Source organism: Micrococcus sp. TCR-5, assembly GCF_052220525.1.
Taxonomy (GTDB): Bacteria; Actinomycetota; Actinomycetes; order Actinomycetales; family Micrococcaceae; genus Micrococcus; species Micrococcus luteus.
Genome location: NZ_JBQPDO010000013.1, coordinates 27,784 through 45,236 on the forward strand (window position 1 = coordinate 27,784; position 17,453 = coordinate 45,236).

Sequence of the window (17,453 nt, forward strand, 5' to 3'; positions counted from 1 at the left end):
CGCGTCGGGGCCCGGCGGGGCGGCCTCAGGACTCCATGGTCAGACGCGGCAGGACGCCGAGCAGGGCGATCACGACACCCCAGGCGACCACGGAGCCGACGGTCAGGCGGGTGAGCAGACGCTGGGCGGAGCCCGAGGAGCTCATCGAGCTGGTCACGCCGCCGCCGAACATGTCCGAGACGCCGCCGCCGCGGCCCTTGTGCAGCAGGATGAGCAGCACGATGACCACGCTGAGCACGACCACGAGGATCTGCAGGGCCAGGGTCAGGACGTCCACGGGAGGGCTCCTCGGGTCGAGGTGCGGCCCCGGCGCGCGCCGGGGCCGTCACGGAGAATGCGGTCGGTCGGGCCGGACGGATCAGGCCTGGTCGAACCGGACGATCTTAGCAAACTCGTCCGCGTCGAGGCTGGCGCCGCCCACGAGGGCGCCGTCCACGTCTGGCTGCGCCAGCAGCGCCGGCGCGCTGGAGGACTTCACGGAGCCGCCGTAGAGGATCCGCAGTCCGGCGGCGACGTCGTCGCCGTGCAGTGCGGCCACGCGGGCGCGCAGGGCCGCGCACATCTGCTGCGCGTCCTCGGGGCCGGCGACCTCGCCCGTGCCGATCGCCCACACGGGCTCGTAGGCGACGACGACGCCGGCCACGTCCTGCGCCGACAGGCCCGCGATCGAGCCCTCCAGCTGGGCGAGCGTGTGCTCGACGTGCCGGCCGGCCTGGCGCACCTCCAGGCCCTCGCCCACGCAGATCACCGGGGTGAGGCCGTGGCGCAGGGCCGCGGCGGCCTTGCGCGCGACGAGCGCGTCGTCCTCCCCGTGGAGGGTGCGACGCTCGGAGTGGCCCACGATCGCGTAGCGGCACCCCAGCGCGGCCAGGAACGCGCCGGAGACGTCGCCCGTGTAGGCGCCGGCGTCCTCGGGCGAGAGGTCCTGCGCGCCGTAGGCGAGGTCCAGGCGGTCGCCGGTGACGAGCGTCTGCACGGCCCGCAGGCCCGTGAAGGGCGGGAACACCGCGACCTCCACGGCCTCCTGGTCATGGTCCGCGTCCGTGAGGAGCCACGTGAGGCGCTGCACCAGGGTGACGGCCTCGAGGTGGTCCAGGTTCATCTTCCAGTTGCCCGCGATCAGCGGCACGCGTGTGGTCTGCTCCGCCATGCTCACGCCCGCCCCTCGCCGGCCAGGGCGGTGACGCCCGGGAGCTCCTTGCCCTCGAGGTATTCGAGGGAGGCGCCGCCGCCGGTGGAGATGTGGCCGAACGCGTCGTCGGCGAAGCCGAGCGTGCGCACGGCCGCCGCGGAGTCGCCGCCGCCGACCACCGACAGGCCGCCGGCCGCGGAGGCCTCGGTGAGGGCCCGGGCCACCGCCCGGGTGCCCTCCGCGAAGGCCGGGAACTCGAACACGCCCATGGGGCCGTTCCAGAACACGGTCTGGGCGCCGCGGATCTGCTCCGCGAACGCCCGGGCCGTCTCGGGGCCGATGTCCAAGCCCATGGCGGACGCGCCGTGCGCGCCCGAGGTGAGGGCGTCCACGGCCAGGACCTCGTGCTCGGCGTCGGCCGCGAAGCCGGAGGCCATGACGATGTCCGTGGGGAGCACGATGCGGGCGGCCCCGGCCTCGGAGCGGCGCAGGTACTCGCGGACGGTGTCGAGCTGGTCCTCCTCGAGCAGGGAGGCGCCCACCTCGTGGCCCTGCGCCTTGAGGAACGTGAAGAGCATGCCGCCGCCGATCAGCAGCGTGTCGGCCTTGTCCAGCAGGTTGTCGATCACGGCCAGCTTGTCCGAGACCTTCGACCCGCCCAGCACGACGACGTAAGGCCGCTCCGGGGACTCGGTCAGACGGGTGAGCACCTCGAGCTCGGCGGCGACCAGCGGGCCCTGGTGGGCCGGCAGCTGTGCCGCGACGTCGAACACGGAGGCGTGCTTGCGGTGGACCGCGCCGAAGGCGTCGCCCACGTAGGCGCCGTCGTCGCCGGCCAGCGCCGCCATCTCGCCGGCCAGTGCGGCGCGCTCGGCATCGTCCTTGGAGGTCTCGCGGGCGTCGAAGCGCACGTTCTCCAGCAACAGCACCTGGCCGTCCTGCAGGGCGGCGGCCTTCGCGCGCGCGTCGTCCCCGGTCACGTCCGCGGCCAGGGCGACGTCGGCGCCCAGCAGCTCGGCCATGCGCGCGGCGACCGGACGGAGGGAGTACGCGGGGTCCGGCTCACCCTTGGGGCGGCCCAGGTGGGCCATGACGATCACGCGCGCACCGGCCTCGGCCAGGTCCCGGATCGCGGGCAGCGAGGCCCGGATGCGGCCGTCGTCGGTGACGGTGTCCCCGTCCAGCGGGACGTTCAGGTCGGACCGGATGAGCACGGTGCGGCCGGCGACGCCGGCCTCGAGCAGATCGGTGAGGGTCGGTGCGGGCATGATGCCTCCTGGGGTGCCGGAGCGGGGTCGGTTCACGGTGCAGTCTAGGCGGACGGCCCGGGCCGACGGAGGAACCGTCGGCCCGGGCCGTCGGGCGCCGTGCGGGCTCAGAGCTTCGAGCCGATGAGGTCTGCGAAGTCCATGAGCTGGGAGGTGTAGCCGTACTCGTTGTCGTACCAGCCGATGATCTTCACGGTCTGGCCGATGGACTTGGTCAGCGGGGCGTCGAAGGTGCACGCCGCCGGGGAGGTGATGATGTCCGAGGACACGATCGGGTCCTCCGAGTAGACCAGGCGGCCCTGCAGCGGACCGGACTCCGCGGCCTTCTTGAACGCCGCGTTGATCTCCTCGACCTCCACGTGGCGCGTCAGCTCCACGGTCAGGTCGGTGGCCGAGCCGGTGATGGTGGGCACCCGCATGGCGAAGCCGTCGAGCTTGCCCTTCAGCTCCGGGATGACCTCGCCGATGGCCTTGGCCGCGCCCGTGGAGGTGGGCACCATGTTCTGGGCGGCGGCGCGCGCCCGACGGCGATCCTTCTTGTGCACGTTGTCGTGCAGGTTCTGGTCGCCGGTGTACGCGTGGATCGTGGTCATGATGCCGTCCACGATGCCGAACTCGTCGTTGAGGACCTTCGCCATCGGGGCCAGGCAGTTCGTGGTGCACGAGGCGTTCGAGACGATGTGCATCGTCTCCGCGTCGTAGGTGTGCTCGTTCACACCCATCACGAAGGTGCCGTCGACCTCCTTGGCGGGAGCGGAGATGAGGACCTTCTTGGCCCCGGCGTCGAGGTGGGCCTGCGCCTTGGGGCCGGTCGTGAAGATGCCGGTGCACTCGATGACCAGGTCCACGCCGAGCTCACCCCACGGCAGCTTCGTCGGGTCGGCCTCCTGGAAGAACGCGACGTCGCGGCCGTCGATGCGGAACCCCTTCTCGGTCCGCTCCAGCTCGCCCGGGTAGCGGCCCAGGATGGTGTCGTACTGGGTCAGCCAGAACAGGTCCTCGGGGTCGGCGAGGTCGTTCACCGCGACCAGCTCGAGGTTCTCGTGGCCGCGGTCCCTGAGCACGCGCACGATGTTGCGTCCGATGCGGCCGTAGCCGTTGATGGCGATCTTGGTCATGGTGGTCTCTCTCGTTAGTTCGCGTTGCGTGGTCCCCGTGGCGGTGGGTCCGGGGCGGTACGGTCGAGCGGTCGCGCCCGGTCCGGGCGCGCGGTGGGGACAGGGCCGGAGCGCCGAGCCCCTCCCCGCATCGGGGCGCTGACGTCGTGGGGCCACGACGTCAGCGCCCCGGTGCGCGGTGTGGATCAGGCCGGGAGGATCAGGCCGGAGGCGCCGGCGCGGGCGGCCTCGAAGCGGGCCTGCACGTCGGCCCAGTTCACGATGTTCCAGATCGCCTTGACGTAGTCCGCCTTGACGTTCTGGTAGTCGAGGTAGAAGGCGTGCTCCCACATGTCCAGCTGGAACAGCGGGATGGTGGCGACCGGCACGCCGTTCTGCTGGTCGTAGAACTGCTCGATCACCAGGTTGCCGCCGATGGGCTCGTAGGCCAGCACGGCCCAGCCGGAGCCCTGGATGCCGAGGGCGGCGGCGGTGAAGTGGGCCTGGAACTGGTCGAACGAGCCGAAGTACTCGTCGATGGCGGCGGCCAGCTCGCCGGTCGGCTTGTCGCCGCCCTCCGGCGAGAGGTTCTTCCAGAAGATCGAGTGGTTCGTGTGCCCGCCCAGGTTGAAGGCGAGGTCCTTCGACAGCTGGTTCACGGAGCCGAAGTCGCCGGCCTCACGCGCGGCGGCCAGCTTCTCCAGGGCGGTGTTCGCGCCCTTGACGTACGTGGCGTGGTGCTTGGAGTGGTGCAGCTCCATGATGCGGGCCGAGATGTGCGGCTCCAGCGCGGCGTAGTCGTAGTCCAGCTCCGGAAGGGTGTATTCGGTCATGCTTCCTCCTTGGTCAGGCGAGGCTGCGGGCAGGACGCCCTCGGCCTCCACCTCGGGCAACCTCGCGTCTCGGCGGCGTATTCCGTCCGTCTCCATTGTGATCGGGGGCGGAGCGCCGGGGCCAGATCCCGTCGACGGTGATCCCGCGCTCAGCCTTCGGAGGCCGCGTCCGTCCCGGGGATGCCCCGCTCGGCGGCCCGCTTGTCCGCCATGGCCAGTAGCCGGCGGATGCGCCCGGCGACGGCGTCCTTGGTCATCGGCGGGTCCGCGAGGCGGCCGAGCTCGTCGAGGGAGGCCTGCTTGTGCTCGAGGCGCAGCCGTCCCGCGTAGCGAAGGTGGTCGGGCACCTCGTCCCCGAGGATCTCGAGGGCCCGCTCCACCTTCGCCCCGGCCGTGACAGCGGCCTGGGCGGAACGGCGCAGGTTGGCGTCGTCGAAGTTCGCCAGGCGGTTGGCGGTGGCCCGGACCTCTTTGCGCTCGCGCCGCTCGCGCCAGAGGGTCGCGGTCTGCTCCGCGCCGACGGCGGCGAGCAGCGTGGCGATCGCCTCGCCGTCGCGGACCACGACGCGGTCCGACTGACGCACCTCGCGCGCCTTCGCCGCCACGCGGAGCCGACGCGCGGCCCCCACCAGCGCGAGCGCGGCCTCCGGGCCCGGCGTGGTCACCTCGAGGGCCGCCGAGCGGCCGGGCTCGGTGAGGGAGCCGTGGGCCAGCAGGGCCCCGCGCCACACGGCGGCGGTGGCCGCCGTCGTCCCGCTGACGAGGACCGGCGCGAGGCCACGCACGGGCCGTCCCCGCTGGTCGATGAGCCCGGTCTGCCGGGCGAGGTCCTCTCCCCCGCGCACGACCCGGAGCACGTACCGCTGACCACGGCGCAGGTTGCCGCCGGAGACCACCACGATCTCCGGGGCCAGGCCGTACAGCTCGGTGATGGCGGCGCGCAGGCGGCGCGCACTGGCGCCGTGGTCCAGTTCAACCTCCACGACGACGCGGCCGGCCACGAGGTGCAACCCCCCGGCGAACCGCAGCATCGCCGCGGTCTCCGCCCGCCGCTCCGGGGTCGCGGCGACCGGCACACGGGCCAGCTCCTCCTTGAGGGTCATGGTCAGCGCCATGCTCGTGCTCCTTCTCGGCGAGGTGCGCGCGTCAGTGGGTCATCGCCTCGTCGATCGCGACGGCCAGGCGCAGCGGGTCGTGGACCTGGGGATCCTGGGCACTGCTCACTCTACTGAACGCCACGCGCGCGCCCATCCGGGCCGCCTCGGCCTCCACCGCCGCCCGGTCGGTGACCGCGTCCACGTCGGCGATCACCACGTCCAGCCGGAGGTCCGGCGCATAGGAGCGCAGCACCTTGAGGTGGTCGGCGTGGGTGAGGCCGGTGGTCTCCTGGTCTCCCGTGCGCAGGTTCAGCACCATGAGGCGCCGGGCGGTGGTGGCGGCGAGGGCCGCGCGCACGTCCGGCATCAGCAGGTGCGGCAGCACCGACGTGTACAGCGAGCCGGGTCCGAGCACCACCCAGTCGGCCAGCTCGATCGCCGAGAGCGCCTCCGGGGTGGCGGGGGCGTCGGACGGGCTCAGGCGGACGTCGGTGACGCGCCCCTCGAACGCGGCGACCGCGAGGGCCACCTGGCCCTCCACGCATCGGGTGCGCAGGCGGCCGTCCGGGCCGGCGCTGAGCACGTCCCCGCCGATGGTCAGCGGCACCCGCGAGACCGGCAGGACCTCACCGTGCGCCCGCAGCAGGGCGCCGGCCCAGCGCAGCCCGTCCACCGGGTCGCCCAGCAGCTCCCAGAGGGCGACGATCAGGAGGTTCCCGAGCGCGTGGTTGTCCAGGGTGGCCTGGTCGGCGGGCACCTCGGTGGAGCGGAAGCGGTGCTGCATGACGTGGGCCCAGGTCCGACCCCAGTCGGTGTCGTCGCACAGGGCGGCCAGCGCCATGCGGAGGTCGCCGGGCGGCAGCACCGCCATCTCCCGGCGGATGGTGCCGGAGGAGCCACCGTCGTCCGCCACCGTGACGACGGCCGTGAGGTGCCCGGCCACGTGCCGCAGGGCCGCGAGGGACGCGGAGAGGCCGTGGCCGCCGCCGAGGGCGGTGACCCGGGCCGTGGGGCGGGACATGCCGGCGCCCACCCCGCGCCCTTCCGAACCCATCCCGGGCGGCAGGGGCAGCTGGCCGGTGAGCGGGGACGTCATTCGCGCCCCATGTCCCGGTGCTGGACGTGCACCGTCACGTGGGGCACCTGGGCCAGACGCCGGGCCAGCTCCTCGGCGACGGCCACGGAGCGGTGCTTGCCGCCCGTGCAGCCGATGGCGAGCGTGGCGTAGTGCTTGTTCTCCCGCCGGTAGCCCTCGAACACCGGCCCCAGCATGGCGACGTACGCGCGCAGGAAGTCCTCGACACCGGGGCGGGAGAGCACGTAGTCCGCGACCGCGGCCTCCGTGCCCGTGTGCGGACGCAGCGCCGGCACCCAGTGGGGGTTGGGGATGAAGCGCATGTCCGCCACGAAGTTCGCGTCCGCCGGGACGCCGTACTTGAACCCGAAGCTCATGATGGTCAGGCGCAGCGTGACGGGGCCGGACTCCGAGAACAGCTCGGTGATCTCCGTGGCCAGGCCGTGCACGTTCAGCTCGGTGGTGTCCACCACGACGTCGGCACGCGCCTTGAGCGGCTCGACGACGTCCCGCTCCGCGCGGATGCCGTCCAGCAGCCGGGCGTTGCCCTGCATCGGGTGGGGGCGGCGGCCGGCCTCGAAGCGTTGCAGGAGGACGTGGTCCTCCGCATCGAGGAACACGGTGCGATACTCCACTCCGCTGTTGGCCAGGTGCTGCAGGGCGGCGTACAGCTCCTCGAAGTAGGAGCGCGAGCGCACGTCCACCACGATCGCCAGGCGCGGGAACGCCTCCGGCGAGCGGGCGATGAGCTCGGCCAGCGTGCCGAACAGGGCCGGCGGCATGTTCTCCACCACGTCCCAGCCGTGGTCCTCGAGCGCGTGCGCGGCGGTGGTCCGTCCGGCGCCGGACATCCCGGCGATCACGAGCACCTCGGATGTCGGCGGCTTCTCCGGCTGGAGGGTCTCCTCGATCATGACTCCACTGTATCCGCGGGCGTGTCGGCCGTGAGCGCCGTGTGGACGGCCTCGGCCAGCCGCGGCCCGATGCCGGCGACCTCGGTCAGCCGGTCCACGCCGGCGGCCCGGATCTCGGCGACGGAGCCGAAGTGGTTCAGCAGCGCGGTGCGCTTGGCCGGGCCCAGGCCCGGGATCCCATCCAGGGCGGAGACGGTCATCGCCTTGGACCGCCGGCTGCGGTGGCCCGCGATCGCGAACCGGTGCGACTCGTCACGGATGCGCTGGAGCAGGTACAGGCCCTCCGAGGTGCGCGGCAGGACCACCGGGAACTCGTCGCCCGGCAGCCACACCTCCTCGAGCCGCTTGGCCAGCCCGACCACGGGCAGGTCGTCCAGGCCCAGCTCCTCGAGGACCGCCGCGGCCGCGGCCACCTGGGGCGGGCCGCCGTCGACCACCACGAGCGAGGGCGGGTACGCGAAGCGGCGCCCCGCCTCCTGATCGTCCCCCTCGACCTGACCGGAGAGCGGGGCGCCCTCCGCGCGCTCCTTGGCCAGGCGGGCGAAACGACGCCGCAGGACGTCGCGCAGGGACGCCGTGTCGTCCCGGGCGGCCTCCCCCGTGACGTTGAAGCGGCGGTAGTCCTTCTTCTTCGGCAGCCCGTCCTCCATGACGACCATCGAGCCGACCACGTTGGTGCCCTGGGAGTGGGAGATGTCGTAGCACTCGATGCGCAGCAGGGGCTCGGTGATCTCCAGGGCCTCCTGCAGCTCCCGCAGGGCGGCGGAGCGGGTGGTGAGGTCCCCGGACCGCCGCGACTTGTGCAGCTTGAGGGCCATCTCCGCGTTCTCCCGGACGGTCTCCATGAGGTCCGCCTTCGAGCCCCGCCGGGGCACGCGCACGGCGACCCGGGACCCGCGCAGGCCCGAGAGCCACTCGGTGAGCTGTGCGGCGTCGCCGGGCTCGACCGGGACGAGGATCTCGTGCGGGATGCGCTCCGGCCCCTCGAGGTCGCCGTAGACCTGCTGGAGCAGGTGCGCGACCATCTCCGGCTCGGCGACGTCCTCCACGCGCTCCATGACCCAGCCGCGCTGGCCGCGGATGCGTCCCTGCCGGACGTGGAACACCTGCACCGCGACCTCCAGCTCGTCCGCGTGCAGGGCGAAGATGTCCGCCTCCGTGTTCTCCGGCAGCACCACGGCGTTGCGCTCGAACACGCGGCGCAGCGCGGCGATGTCGTCCCGCAGCCGGGCCGCGTCCTCGTAGCGCAGCTCCTCGACGGCACGGGCCATGGCCTTCTCCAGCTCGCGGATGAACCGGTTCGCGTCCCCGGCCATGAAGTCGCAGAAGTCCTGGGCCAGCGCGCGATGGTCCGCCGGGCTGATCCGGCCCACGCAGGGCGCCGAGCACTTGCCGATGTAGCCGAGCAGGCACGGCCGGTCCTGGGCGCGGGCCCGCTTGAACACGCCGGCCGAGCACGTGCGGACCGGGAAGACGCGCAGCATCAGGTCCACGGTCTCGCGGATCGCCTTGGCCGGGTGGAACGGGCCGAAGTACTTCACGCCGGGCTTCCGGTCGCCGCGCATCACCTGGACGCGCGGGAACTGCTCGTTCATGGTCACGGCCAGGTACGGGTACGACTTGTCGTCCCGGTACATGATGTTGAACCGGGGGCGGTACTCCTTGATCCACGTGTACTCGAGCTGGAGCGCCTCCAGCTCGGAGCCGACGACGGTCCACTCGACCGCGGCCGCCGTGAACACCATGGTCCGGGTCTTGGTGGCCAGCCGGGCGGGGTCCTGGAAATAGGAGCTCAGGCGGGCGCGCAGGTTCTTCGCCTTGCCGACGTAGACGACGCGTCCGTCCGCGTCGCGGAAGCGGTAGACGCCGGGCGACGTGGAGATCTCGCCCGGAGCCGGGCGGTAGGAGGCCGGATCAGCCACGGGCACCCGGGGCGGCGTTGTAGGCGTCCACCCGCTCCTGCCCCGAGAGCGCGCCGATGGCGTCCATGATCGCCGCCGTCGCGTCGCGGCGCTGCGGCAGGGTGTGTCGACGCCCGGGGTGGCCGAAGTCCAGGGGCGCGCCCACGCGCACGGAGAACCGGTGGGGACGGAAGCCGTTCGTGTCCGGCGGCTGGAGGTGCTGCGTGCCGACGAGGCCCACGGGCACCACGGGTGCGCCGGTGGCCAGGGCCAGCCAGGCCGCACCGGTGCGGCCGCGGTAGAGGCGGCCGTCGCGGCTGCGGGTGCCCTCCGGGTAGATGCCGACGCCCTGGCCGGACTCGAGCAGGCCCACGAGGGACTCGAGCGCGGCCACGGAGGCGGCCTGCTCGCCCCGGCGGACGGGGACGGAGCCCACGGACTCGAAGAACCGCCGCCGGACGCGGCCCCGCAGGCCCGCGCCCGTGAAGTACTCCTCCTTGGCGAAGAAGTGGACCGGGCGGGGGGCGAGGGCCTGGAGGATCACCGAGTCGACGAAGGACAGGTGGTTGGAGGCCATGACGAAGGGGCCCCGCGCAGGGACGTGCTCCATGCCGACGACCTCGGGGCGGCAGGTGAGCCGCAGGAGCGCGGCGGCGCTCCTGCGCACGGGCTCCGACGTCGCCATGGCTCTCCTTCGTCCGCGTCCTGCGTGGGCGGGGTCCATGCTACGCGAGCAGTTCCGCGAGGAACCGGCCCGTGTGGCTCTCCGCGACGTGTGCGACCTCCTCCGGCGTGCCCGCGGCCACGATCGTGCCGCCCCCGGAGCCGCCCTCGGGGCCGAGGTCGATCACGTGGTCGGCACTCTTGATCACGTCGAGGTTGTGCTCGATGGTGAGCACCGTGTTGCCCTTGTCCACGAGGGACTGGAGCACGTGCAGGAGCTTGCGGATGTCGTCGAAGTGCAGCCCCGTGGTCGGCTCGTCCAGCACGTAGATGGTGCGGCCGTTGGAGCGCTTCTGGAGCTCGGCCGCCAGCTTCACGCGCTGGGCCTCGCCGCCCGAGAGCGTGGTGGCGGGCTGGCCCAGGCGGACGTAGCCCAGACCGACGTCGACGAGCGTGTCCAGGTACCGCGAGATGCGGGTGTACGCGCTGAAGAAGTCCGCGGCCTCCTCGATCGGCATGTCGAGGACCTCGGCGATGTTCTTGCCCTTGTAGGTGACCTCGAGCGTCTCCCGGTTGTACCGGGCCCCGTGGCACACCTCGCACGGCACGTAGACGTCCGGCAGGAAGTTCATCTCGATCTTCAGCGTGCCGTCCCCCGCGCACGCCTCGCAGCGCCCGCCCTTGATGTTGAAGGAGAACCGGCCCTGCTGGTAGCCCCGGACCTTCGCCTCGGGGGTCTCTGCGAAGAGCTTGCGGATCGCGTCGAACACGCCGGTGTAGGTGGCGGGGTTGGAGCGCGGCGTGCGCCCGATGGGGCTCTGGTCCACGTGGACCACCTTGTCCAGGTGCTCGAGCCCCTCCACGGACCGGTGCCGGCCGGGCACGAGCTTGGCGCCGTTGAGCCGGTTGGCCAGGACCTTGTAGAGGATCTCGTTGATCAGCGTGGACTTGCCCGAGCCGGACACACCCGTCACGGCCGTGAGGACCCCGAGCGGGACCTCCACCGAGACGTCCTTCAGGTTGTTCTCCTGGGCGCCGCGGACCGTCAGCACGCGCCCCTTCTCCGGGACGCGACGCCGCTCCGGCACCGCGATGGAGCGGCGCCCGGAGAGGTAGTCGCCGGTGACGGACCGCGTGTTCGCCTTGAGATCCGCCAGGGAGCCCGAGTGCACGACCTCGCCCCCGTGCTCGCCCGCGCGAGGACCGATGTCCACGATCCAGTCCGCCTCGGCGATCGTGTCCTCGTCGTGCTCGACGACGATGAGGGTGTTGCCGAGGTCCCGCAGGCGCAGGAGGGTCTCGATGAGGCGGCGGTTGTCCCGCTGGTGCAGGCCGATGGACGGCTCGTCGAGCACGTAGAGGACGCCGACCAGCCCGGAGCCGATCTGCGTGGCCAGGCGGATGCGCTGGGCCTCGCCTCCAGAGAGGGTGCCGGCCGGCCGCTCCAGGTTGAGGTACTCCAGGCCGACGTCCAGCAGGAACGCCAGCCGGGCCAGGATCTCCTTGAGCACCTGGTCCGCGATCTGCCGCTCCCGGTCCGTCAGCCGCAGCCCCGAGAAGAACTCCATGGCCTCCCGCATGGGCAGGCGGGTGGCGTCCGCGATGGACAGGCCGCCCACGAGCACGTTCAGGACCGTGGGGTTGAGGCGGGCCCCGTGGCACGCCGGGCACGGGATCTCCCGCATGAACGACTCGTAGCGCTCGCGGGCGCCGTCCGACTCGGTCTCCCCGTGCTTGCGCATCACGTAGGGGATGACGCCCTCGAAGCCCGTGGTGTAGCGGCGCTCGCGGCCGAACCGGTTGCGGAACGTCACCTCCACCTTGAAGTCCTTGCCGTGCAGGACGGCGTCGCGCTCCGCCTCCGTCAGGTCCTTCCACGGGGTGTCCAGGGAGAAGCCCATCTCCTTGCCCAGCCCGCCGAGCACGCGCAGCCAGTAGTCCGAGGTGGACTTGCCGAGCGACCACGGCACGACGGCGCCCTCGCGCAGGGACAGCTCGTCGTTGGCGACGACGAGGTCCGGGTCCACCTGCAGACGGGAGCCGATGCCGGTGCACTCGGGGCACGCGCCGAACGGGTTGTTGAAGGAGAACGAGCGCGGCTCGATCTCGTCCACGGTCTGCTCGTGCCCGTTGGGGCAGGAGAGCTTCTCGGAGAACGAGCGGTACCGGGGGTTGCCCTCGGCGTCCCGCCCGCCGAACTCCGCGGTGTTCTTCCTGCCCTTCTCGGCGACCGGCTCCACGTCCACGAACTCGGCCACGACGAGGCCGTCCGCCAGCTTCAGGGCGGTCTCCACCGAGTCGGTGAGGCGCTGGCGGATGCCCTCCTTCATGGCGAGGCGGTCCACGACGACGGCGATGGTGTGCTTGACCTGCTTCTTCAGCACGGGCGGGTCCGAGAGCTGGACGGTCTCCCCGTCCACGACGGCGCGGGCGAAGCCCTGCGTGGACAGGTCCTTGAACAGGTCCACGAACTCGCCCTTGCGGCCGCGGACCACGGGCGCGAGCACCTGGAAGCGGGTGCGCTCGGGCAGCTCCTCGAGCTGGTCCACGATCTGCTGCGGGGTCTGCCGGCTCACCGGCTCGCCGCACTGCGGGCAGTGCGGCACCCCGACACGCGCCCAGAGCAGGCGCATGTAGTCGTAGATCTCGGTGATGGTCCCCACCGTGGAGCGCGGGTTGCGGTTGGTCGACTTCTGGTCGATGGACACGGCCGGAGACAGGCCCTCGATGAAGTCCACGTCCGGCTTGTCCACCCGGCCCAGGAACATGCGGGCGTAGGAGGAGAGCGACTCGACGTAGCGTCGCTGGCCCTCGGCGAAGATCGTGTCGAAGGCCAGGGAGGACTTGCCCGAGCCGGACAGACCCGTGAACACGACCATGGCGTCCCGCGGGAAGCTGACGTCCACGTCCTTCAGGTTGTGCTCGCGGGCGCCCTGGACGACGATGCGGTCCCGCTCGCCCGAGCGCGCGCCGCCGGGGCCGGAGGCGAGGCCGCCGGGGTGGGCCTCGACGGCGGAGGAGACGGTGGTGGAGGAGTTCTTGGGCACGCGGCCAGCATAGGGGCGGGTACGGACACGACACCGGGGTCTCGCCTGTGGGCGAACCCACCGCGGGCCGGGCCCGCCCTGGCGCCTCACCGCCCCGTCCGTACACTGTTGCGCATGCCCGAGACCGCCCGGAACCGCCTCCTGCACGATCTGCCCGCCGTCACGGTGCGCACCTGCTCCGTGTCGGAGATGGACAACAACGTGTACCTGCTCACCTCCAAGACCACGGGGGCGCAGGTGCTGATCGACGCCGCCGCCGAGGCCGAGGCCATCCGCGACCTCATCGCCTCGGCCGCGGACGACACCCCGTGCGAGCCGCGCCTCGAGATGATCGTCACCACGCATCGACACTGGGACCACGTGCGCGCGTTGCCGGCGCTGGCCTCCCTGACCGGGGCCCGCACGGCGGCCGGCGAGGACGACGCCGACGCGATCGCCGAGGCCACGGGGGTCGCCCCCGACGTGCGCCTGCGCCACGGGGACACCGTGGGGGCGGACGGGCTCCGGCTCGAGGTGGTGGCCCTGCGCGGCCACACGCCCGGGTCCATCGCGCTGGTGTGCCGCCCCGAGGCGGACGAGCCGGCCGTGCTCTTCACCGGCGACTCCCTCTTCCCGGGCGGGGTGGGCAACACCGAGGGCGACGACGGCCGGTTCCGTCAGCTGTTCACGGACGTGAGCGATCGGATCTTCGACGCGTTCGACGACGACGTGGTGGTCCACCCCGGCCACGGCGCCTCCACGACCCTGGGCGCCGAGCGCCCCCACCTGCCGGAGTGGGCCGAGCGCGGCTGGTGACGGTGCGCCCGGGCGGTCCCGGGCCCAGCGTCAGGCCGGCTTCTGCCCCGCCATGAACAGGCGCCGGGCCGGGAAGATCGTGACCGGGCCGCCGTCGTCGGCCGTGACACCGGGCACCGGCGGGTACGCCTCGCGCATGGCGGCGCGGTACCGGTCCACGAACGCCTCGAGCAGCCCGGCGCCCTCGGCGGCGCCCTCCTCGGCGTCCCAGCGGGCCAGGGCCTGCAGGCTCGGTCGCAGGGCCGCGCCGGAGGTCCACCGGAACACCGGGTCCTCGCCCGTCAGCACCTGCTGGTACTCCGTCTCCCAGACGACCGGGGACCACCCCGCCTCGAGGAATAGCCGCGTGTACTCCTCGGGCGGCGCCACGGTGCGGGTCGTCGCCACCCCGTGCAGCGGCTCGGAGAAGGCCGGGTCCTCCGCCAGCGCCACGATCGCCGCGTGGGAGGGCTGCTCGTAGGGCCGCGGGATCTGCGCCGCGAACCACGCCCCCGGCGTGAGGTCCCCGAGCCAGCGCCGGATCAGGCGACGGTGCGTCGGGATCCACTGGAGCATCGCGTTGGACACCACGACGTCCGTCGCCCCCGACGGGCGCCACTGCGAGGCGTCGACCGCCTCGAAGCGCAGGTTGGCGGGGGCGCCCGTGCGGGCCGCCTGCTCCCGGGCCCGCTCCAGCATGGCGGGCGAGTCGTCCAGACCGATCACCTCGGCGTCCGGCCAGCGCTCGGCCAGCGTCCGGGTCAGGGTCCCCGGGCCGCAGCCCAGGTCCACCACGACGCGCGGGGCCTCGGCGCGCACGCGCCCCACCAGGTCGTGGAAGGGGCGGGCGCGGTGTTCGGCGAAGCCCTCGTACTGCGCGGGATCCCAGGTGAACCCCCCGCCCTGTCGGCCGGTCACGTCCCCCACGACGGCGTCGGTGTCCGGGTGCGGGCTCTCGGGCGCGATCTGACTCATGGCGGCACCGTATCGCGCGGAGCGGCCGATACCCTGGGGGCGATGACTTCTGCCGCCACGAACCCGCCCTCGCTGACCGACCGCATCGACGCGCTCCCGCCGGCCCCGGACGCCGACGACGTCTTCGGGGCCTTCGCGGCCTGGACCGAGGACCGCAGGATCTCGCTCTACCCCGCCCAGGAGGAGGCCGCCCTCGAGCTCGTCCAGGGCCGGCACGTGATCCTGGCGACGCCCACCGGCTCCGGCAAGTCCCTGGTGGCGCTGGCCGCGCACGCCGACGCGCTCGCCCACGACGCCGTCTCCTACTACACGGCGCCGATCAAGGCGCTCGTCTCGGAGAAGTTCTTCGCGCTGGTGGACGTGTTCGGCGCGGAGAACGTGGGCATGGTCACGGGTGACTCCACCGTCAACGGTGACGCGCCGATCATCTGCTGCACGGCCGAGATCCTCGCCAACCGCGCGCTGCGCGAGGGCTCGGGCATGGAGATCGGCACCGTGGTGATGGACGAGTTCCACTACTACGCGGACCCCTCCCGCGGCTGGGCCTGGCAGGTGCCCCTCCTCGAGCTGCCGCAGGCCCGGTTCCTGCTGATGTCGGCCACCCTCGGCGACACGACCCGCCTCGAGGCGGACCTGACCGAGCGCACCGGGCGCGAGGTCGCCGTCGTCGCCCACGCGCAGCGCCCCATCCCGCTGACGTTCGAGTGGTCCGAGGTGCCGCTGCAGGAGAAGGTCGAGGAGCTCGTGGGCACCCACCAGGCACCGGTGTACATCGTGCACTTCTCGCAGCTGGACGCTGTGGAGACGGCCCAGGGTCTGTCCTCGATCTCGGTGACGTCCAGGGAGGAGAAGGAGGCGATCGCCGCGCGGATCGCCGGCTTCCGCTTCTCCGCGGGCTTCGGGCACACCCTGAACCGCCTCGTCCGGGCGGGCATCGGCGTGCACCACGCGGGCATGCTGCCCAAGTACCGCCGCCTCGTGGAGAAGCTGGCCCAGGACGGGCTGCTCAAGGTCATCTGCGGCACGGACACGCTGGGCGTCGGGATCAACGTGCCGATCCGCACCGTGCTGCTCACCGCGCTCTCCAAGTTCGACGGCGAGAAGACCCGCCTGCTCCAGGCCCGCGAGTTCCACCAGATCGCCGGCCGGGCGGGCCGGGCCGGCTTCGACACCTCCGGCACCGTGGTGGTCCAGGCCCCCGAGCACGTGATCGAGAACAAGGCGGCCGAGCGCAAGGCCGCGGCGAAGTTCGCGAACGTCAAGGACGAGGCCGAGCGGGCCAAGCGCATGAAGCAGTCCGTGAAGTCCGGCAAGCGCAAGACCCCGCCGGCCGGCTTCGTCTCGTGGGGGCCGGCGACGTTCGAGCGCCTCGTCTCCGCCGAGCCGGAGCCGCTGGTCTCCCGCATGCGGATCACGCACTCCATGCTGCTGAACATCCTCGACCGGCCCGGCGACCCGGTGATCGCGGTCCGGCGCCTGCTGCGCGGCACCCACGAGACCCCGGCCCGCCAGGCGGTGCTCATGCGCCGCGCGCTCGGGATCTTCCGGGAGCTGCTGGCCACGGGCGTCGTCGAGCGTCTGCCCGAACCGGACGCCGAGGGCCGCACCGTGGACCTCACGGTGGACCTGCAGCCGGACTTCGCGCTCAACCAGCCGCTCTCCCCCTTCGCCCTCGCCGCGCTCGACCTGCTGGACCCGGCCGATCCCGACCACGCGCTCGACGTGGTCTCCGTGATCGAGGCGACCCTCGACCCGCCGCGCCAGGTGCTCTCCGCCCAGGTCAAGCACGCCAAGGGCGAGGCCGTGGCCGCCATGAAGGCCGAGGGCATGGACTACAACGACCGCATGCGGGCCCTCGACGAGATCACCCACCCGCGGCCGCTGGCCGAGCTCCTCGAGCAGCAGTTCGAGCTCTACCGGCAGGACGCCCCGTGGCTCGCGGAGTTCGAGCTGACCCCCAAGTCCGTGGTGCGCGACATGTTCGAGCGGGCCATGGGCTTCGGCGACTACGTGCGGTTCTACGGGATCGCCCGGTCCGAGGGCGTGCTGCTGCGCTACCTCACGGACGCGGTCAAGGCACTGCGCCACACCGTCCCCGAGGCGGCCCGCACCGAGGAGCTCCAGGTGCTGCTGGACTGGCTCGACGAGATGGTGAAGCAGACCGACTCGTCCCTCCTGGAGGAGTGGGAGGACCTGGTGGCCGGGGACATCGACGAGCTGCGCCGGGACATGGAGGCGCTCGAGCCGCCGGCCCCGCCTCGCCTGACGGACAACGAGCCCGTGTTCCGGGTGATGGTCCGCAACGCGATGTTCCAGCGGGTGCGCCTGTTCGGCGACGAGCGGGACGAGGCGCTCGCGCGCCTGTCCGGCGAGCTGTCCGCCGACGACTGGGCCGACGCCCTCGACGCCTACTTCGACGACCACGAGGACATCGACGACGGCCCCGCCGCGCGCGGCCCCGAGCTGTTCCGCGTGGCCGCGGCCCCCGACGTCGCCGCCCCGCTGGAGCTGGCCGGCCCGCGCTGGTGGGCGGTGCGGCAGGTCCTGAAGGACCCGGACGGGGACCTGGACCACGGGATCAACGCCGTGGTCGACCTGGACGCCTCCGACGAGGCGGGCCATCCCGTGATCCGGGTGGTCTCCGTGGGCGCGCCCGAGTCCGGGTGGGGCCTGTGAG

Annotated in this window: 14 protein-coding genes; 2 read left to right on the forward strand and 12 right to left on the reverse strand. The window is 72.7% G+C overall.

Translation table 11 applies throughout. The annotated features are described in order from the left end of the window. Nucleotides 1-25 precede the first annotated feature (25 nt). From secG to uvrA, 11 genes are all read right to left on the reverse strand, one after another. A complete protein-coding gene (gene secG, locus ACTSKS_RS08410; RefSeq protein WP_036315286.1) occupies nt 26-277 on the reverse strand; it encodes a preprotein translocase subunit SecG in 252 nt (83 codons plus the stop codon). 81 nt (nt 278-358) lie between these two features. After that, the gene (gene tpiA / locus ACTSKS_RS08415) at nt 359-1,150 is read right to left on the reverse strand and encodes a triose-phosphate isomerase (protein ID WP_036315288.1); all 792 of its coding nucleotides are present in this window, start codon (nt 1,148-1,150) and stop codon (nt 359-361) included. Between the two features lie 2 nt (nt 1,151-1,152). Next, the gene (locus ACTSKS_RS08420; RefSeq protein WP_049147874.1) at nt 1,153-2,400 is read right to left on the reverse strand and encodes a phosphoglycerate kinase; all 1,248 of its coding nucleotides are present in this window, start codon (nt 2,398-2,400) and stop codon (nt 1,153-1,155) included. Between the two features lie 107 nt (nt 2,401-2,507). Continuing rightward, nucleotides 2,508-3,518: a type I glyceraldehyde-3-phosphate dehydrogenase gene (gap, locus tag ACTSKS_RS08425; protein WP_041105191.1), complete on the reverse strand. Its 1,011-nt coding sequence runs from the start codon at nt 3,516-3,518 to the stop codon at nt 2,508-2,510. A 185-nt stretch (nt 3,519-3,703) separates the two neighbouring features. Continuing rightward, nucleotides 3,704-4,330 (reverse strand): superoxide dismutase, encoded by a 627-nt coding sequence (locus tag ACTSKS_RS08430; RefSeq protein WP_036315296.1) that lies wholly within the window; start codon nt 4,328-4,330, stop codon nt 3,704-3,706. Nucleotides 4,331-4,479: 149 nt separating this feature from the next. Then, nucleotides 4,480-5,445: a DNA-binding protein WhiA gene (whiA, locus tag ACTSKS_RS08435; RefSeq protein WP_036315298.1), complete on the reverse strand. Its 966-nt coding sequence runs from the start codon at nt 5,443-5,445 to the stop codon at nt 4,480-4,482. 31 nt (nt 5,446-5,476) lie between these two features. Beyond that, nucleotides 5,477-6,523 carry a gluconeogenesis factor YvcK family protein gene (locus ACTSKS_RS08440; protein WP_049147872.1) on the reverse strand — a complete coding sequence of 349 codons (1,047 nt, stop codon included), beginning with the start codon at nt 6,521-6,523 and terminating at the stop codon, nt 5,477-5,479. Next, entirely contained in the window at nt 6,520-7,416 is an 897-nt protein-coding gene (rapZ, locus tag ACTSKS_RS08445; RefSeq protein ID WP_070709578.1) for an RNase adapter RapZ, read from the reverse strand. Before rapZ ends, ACTSKS_RS08440 begins: the two co-directional genes overlap by 4 nt. Then, nucleotides 7,413-9,338: an excinuclease ABC subunit UvrC gene (gene uvrC / locus ACTSKS_RS08450; RefSeq protein WP_170747622.1), complete on the reverse strand. Its 1,926-nt coding sequence runs from the start codon at nt 9,336-9,338 to the stop codon at nt 7,413-7,415. Before uvrC ends, rapZ begins: the two co-directional genes overlap by 4 nt. Beyond that, nucleotides 9,331-10,002: a lysophospholipid acyltransferase family protein gene (locus tag ACTSKS_RS08455; RefSeq protein WP_095346652.1), complete on the reverse strand. Its 672-nt coding sequence runs from the start codon at nt 10,000-10,002 to the stop codon at nt 9,331-9,333. Before ACTSKS_RS08455 ends, uvrC begins: the two co-directional genes overlap by 8 nt. A 40-nt stretch (nt 10,003-10,042) precedes the next feature. Continuing rightward, complete coding sequence (gene uvrA / locus ACTSKS_RS08460; protein WP_036315307.1) at nt 10,043-13,027, reverse strand: excinuclease ABC subunit UvrA; 2,985 nt, start codon at nt 13,025-13,027, stop codon at nt 10,043-10,045. Between the two features lie 114 nt (nt 13,028-13,141). Between uvrA and ACTSKS_RS08465 the strand changes: the two genes are divergently transcribed. Beyond that, on the forward strand, nt 13,142-13,822 hold the full coding sequence (locus ACTSKS_RS08465; RefSeq protein ID WP_036315309.1) for an MBL fold metallo-hydrolase: 681 nt from the start codon (nt 13,142-13,144) through the stop codon (nt 13,820-13,822). A 30-nt stretch (nt 13,823-13,852) separates the two neighbouring features. Here ACTSKS_RS08465 and ACTSKS_RS08470 read toward each other — a convergent pair whose 3' ends face one another. Then, entirely contained in the window at nt 13,853-14,776 is a 924-nt protein-coding gene (locus ACTSKS_RS08470) for a methyltransferase domain-containing protein (protein WP_036382741.1), read from the reverse strand. Between the two features lie 42 nt (nt 14,777-14,818). Here ACTSKS_RS08470 and ACTSKS_RS08475 point away from each other — a divergent pair, with 42 nt between their 5' ends. Next, on the forward strand, nt 14,819-17,452 hold the full coding sequence (locus tag ACTSKS_RS08475) for a DEAD/DEAH box helicase (protein WP_101967467.1): 2,634 nt from the start codon (nt 14,819-14,821) through the stop codon (nt 17,450-17,452). Nucleotide 17,453: the final 1 nt, after the last annotated feature.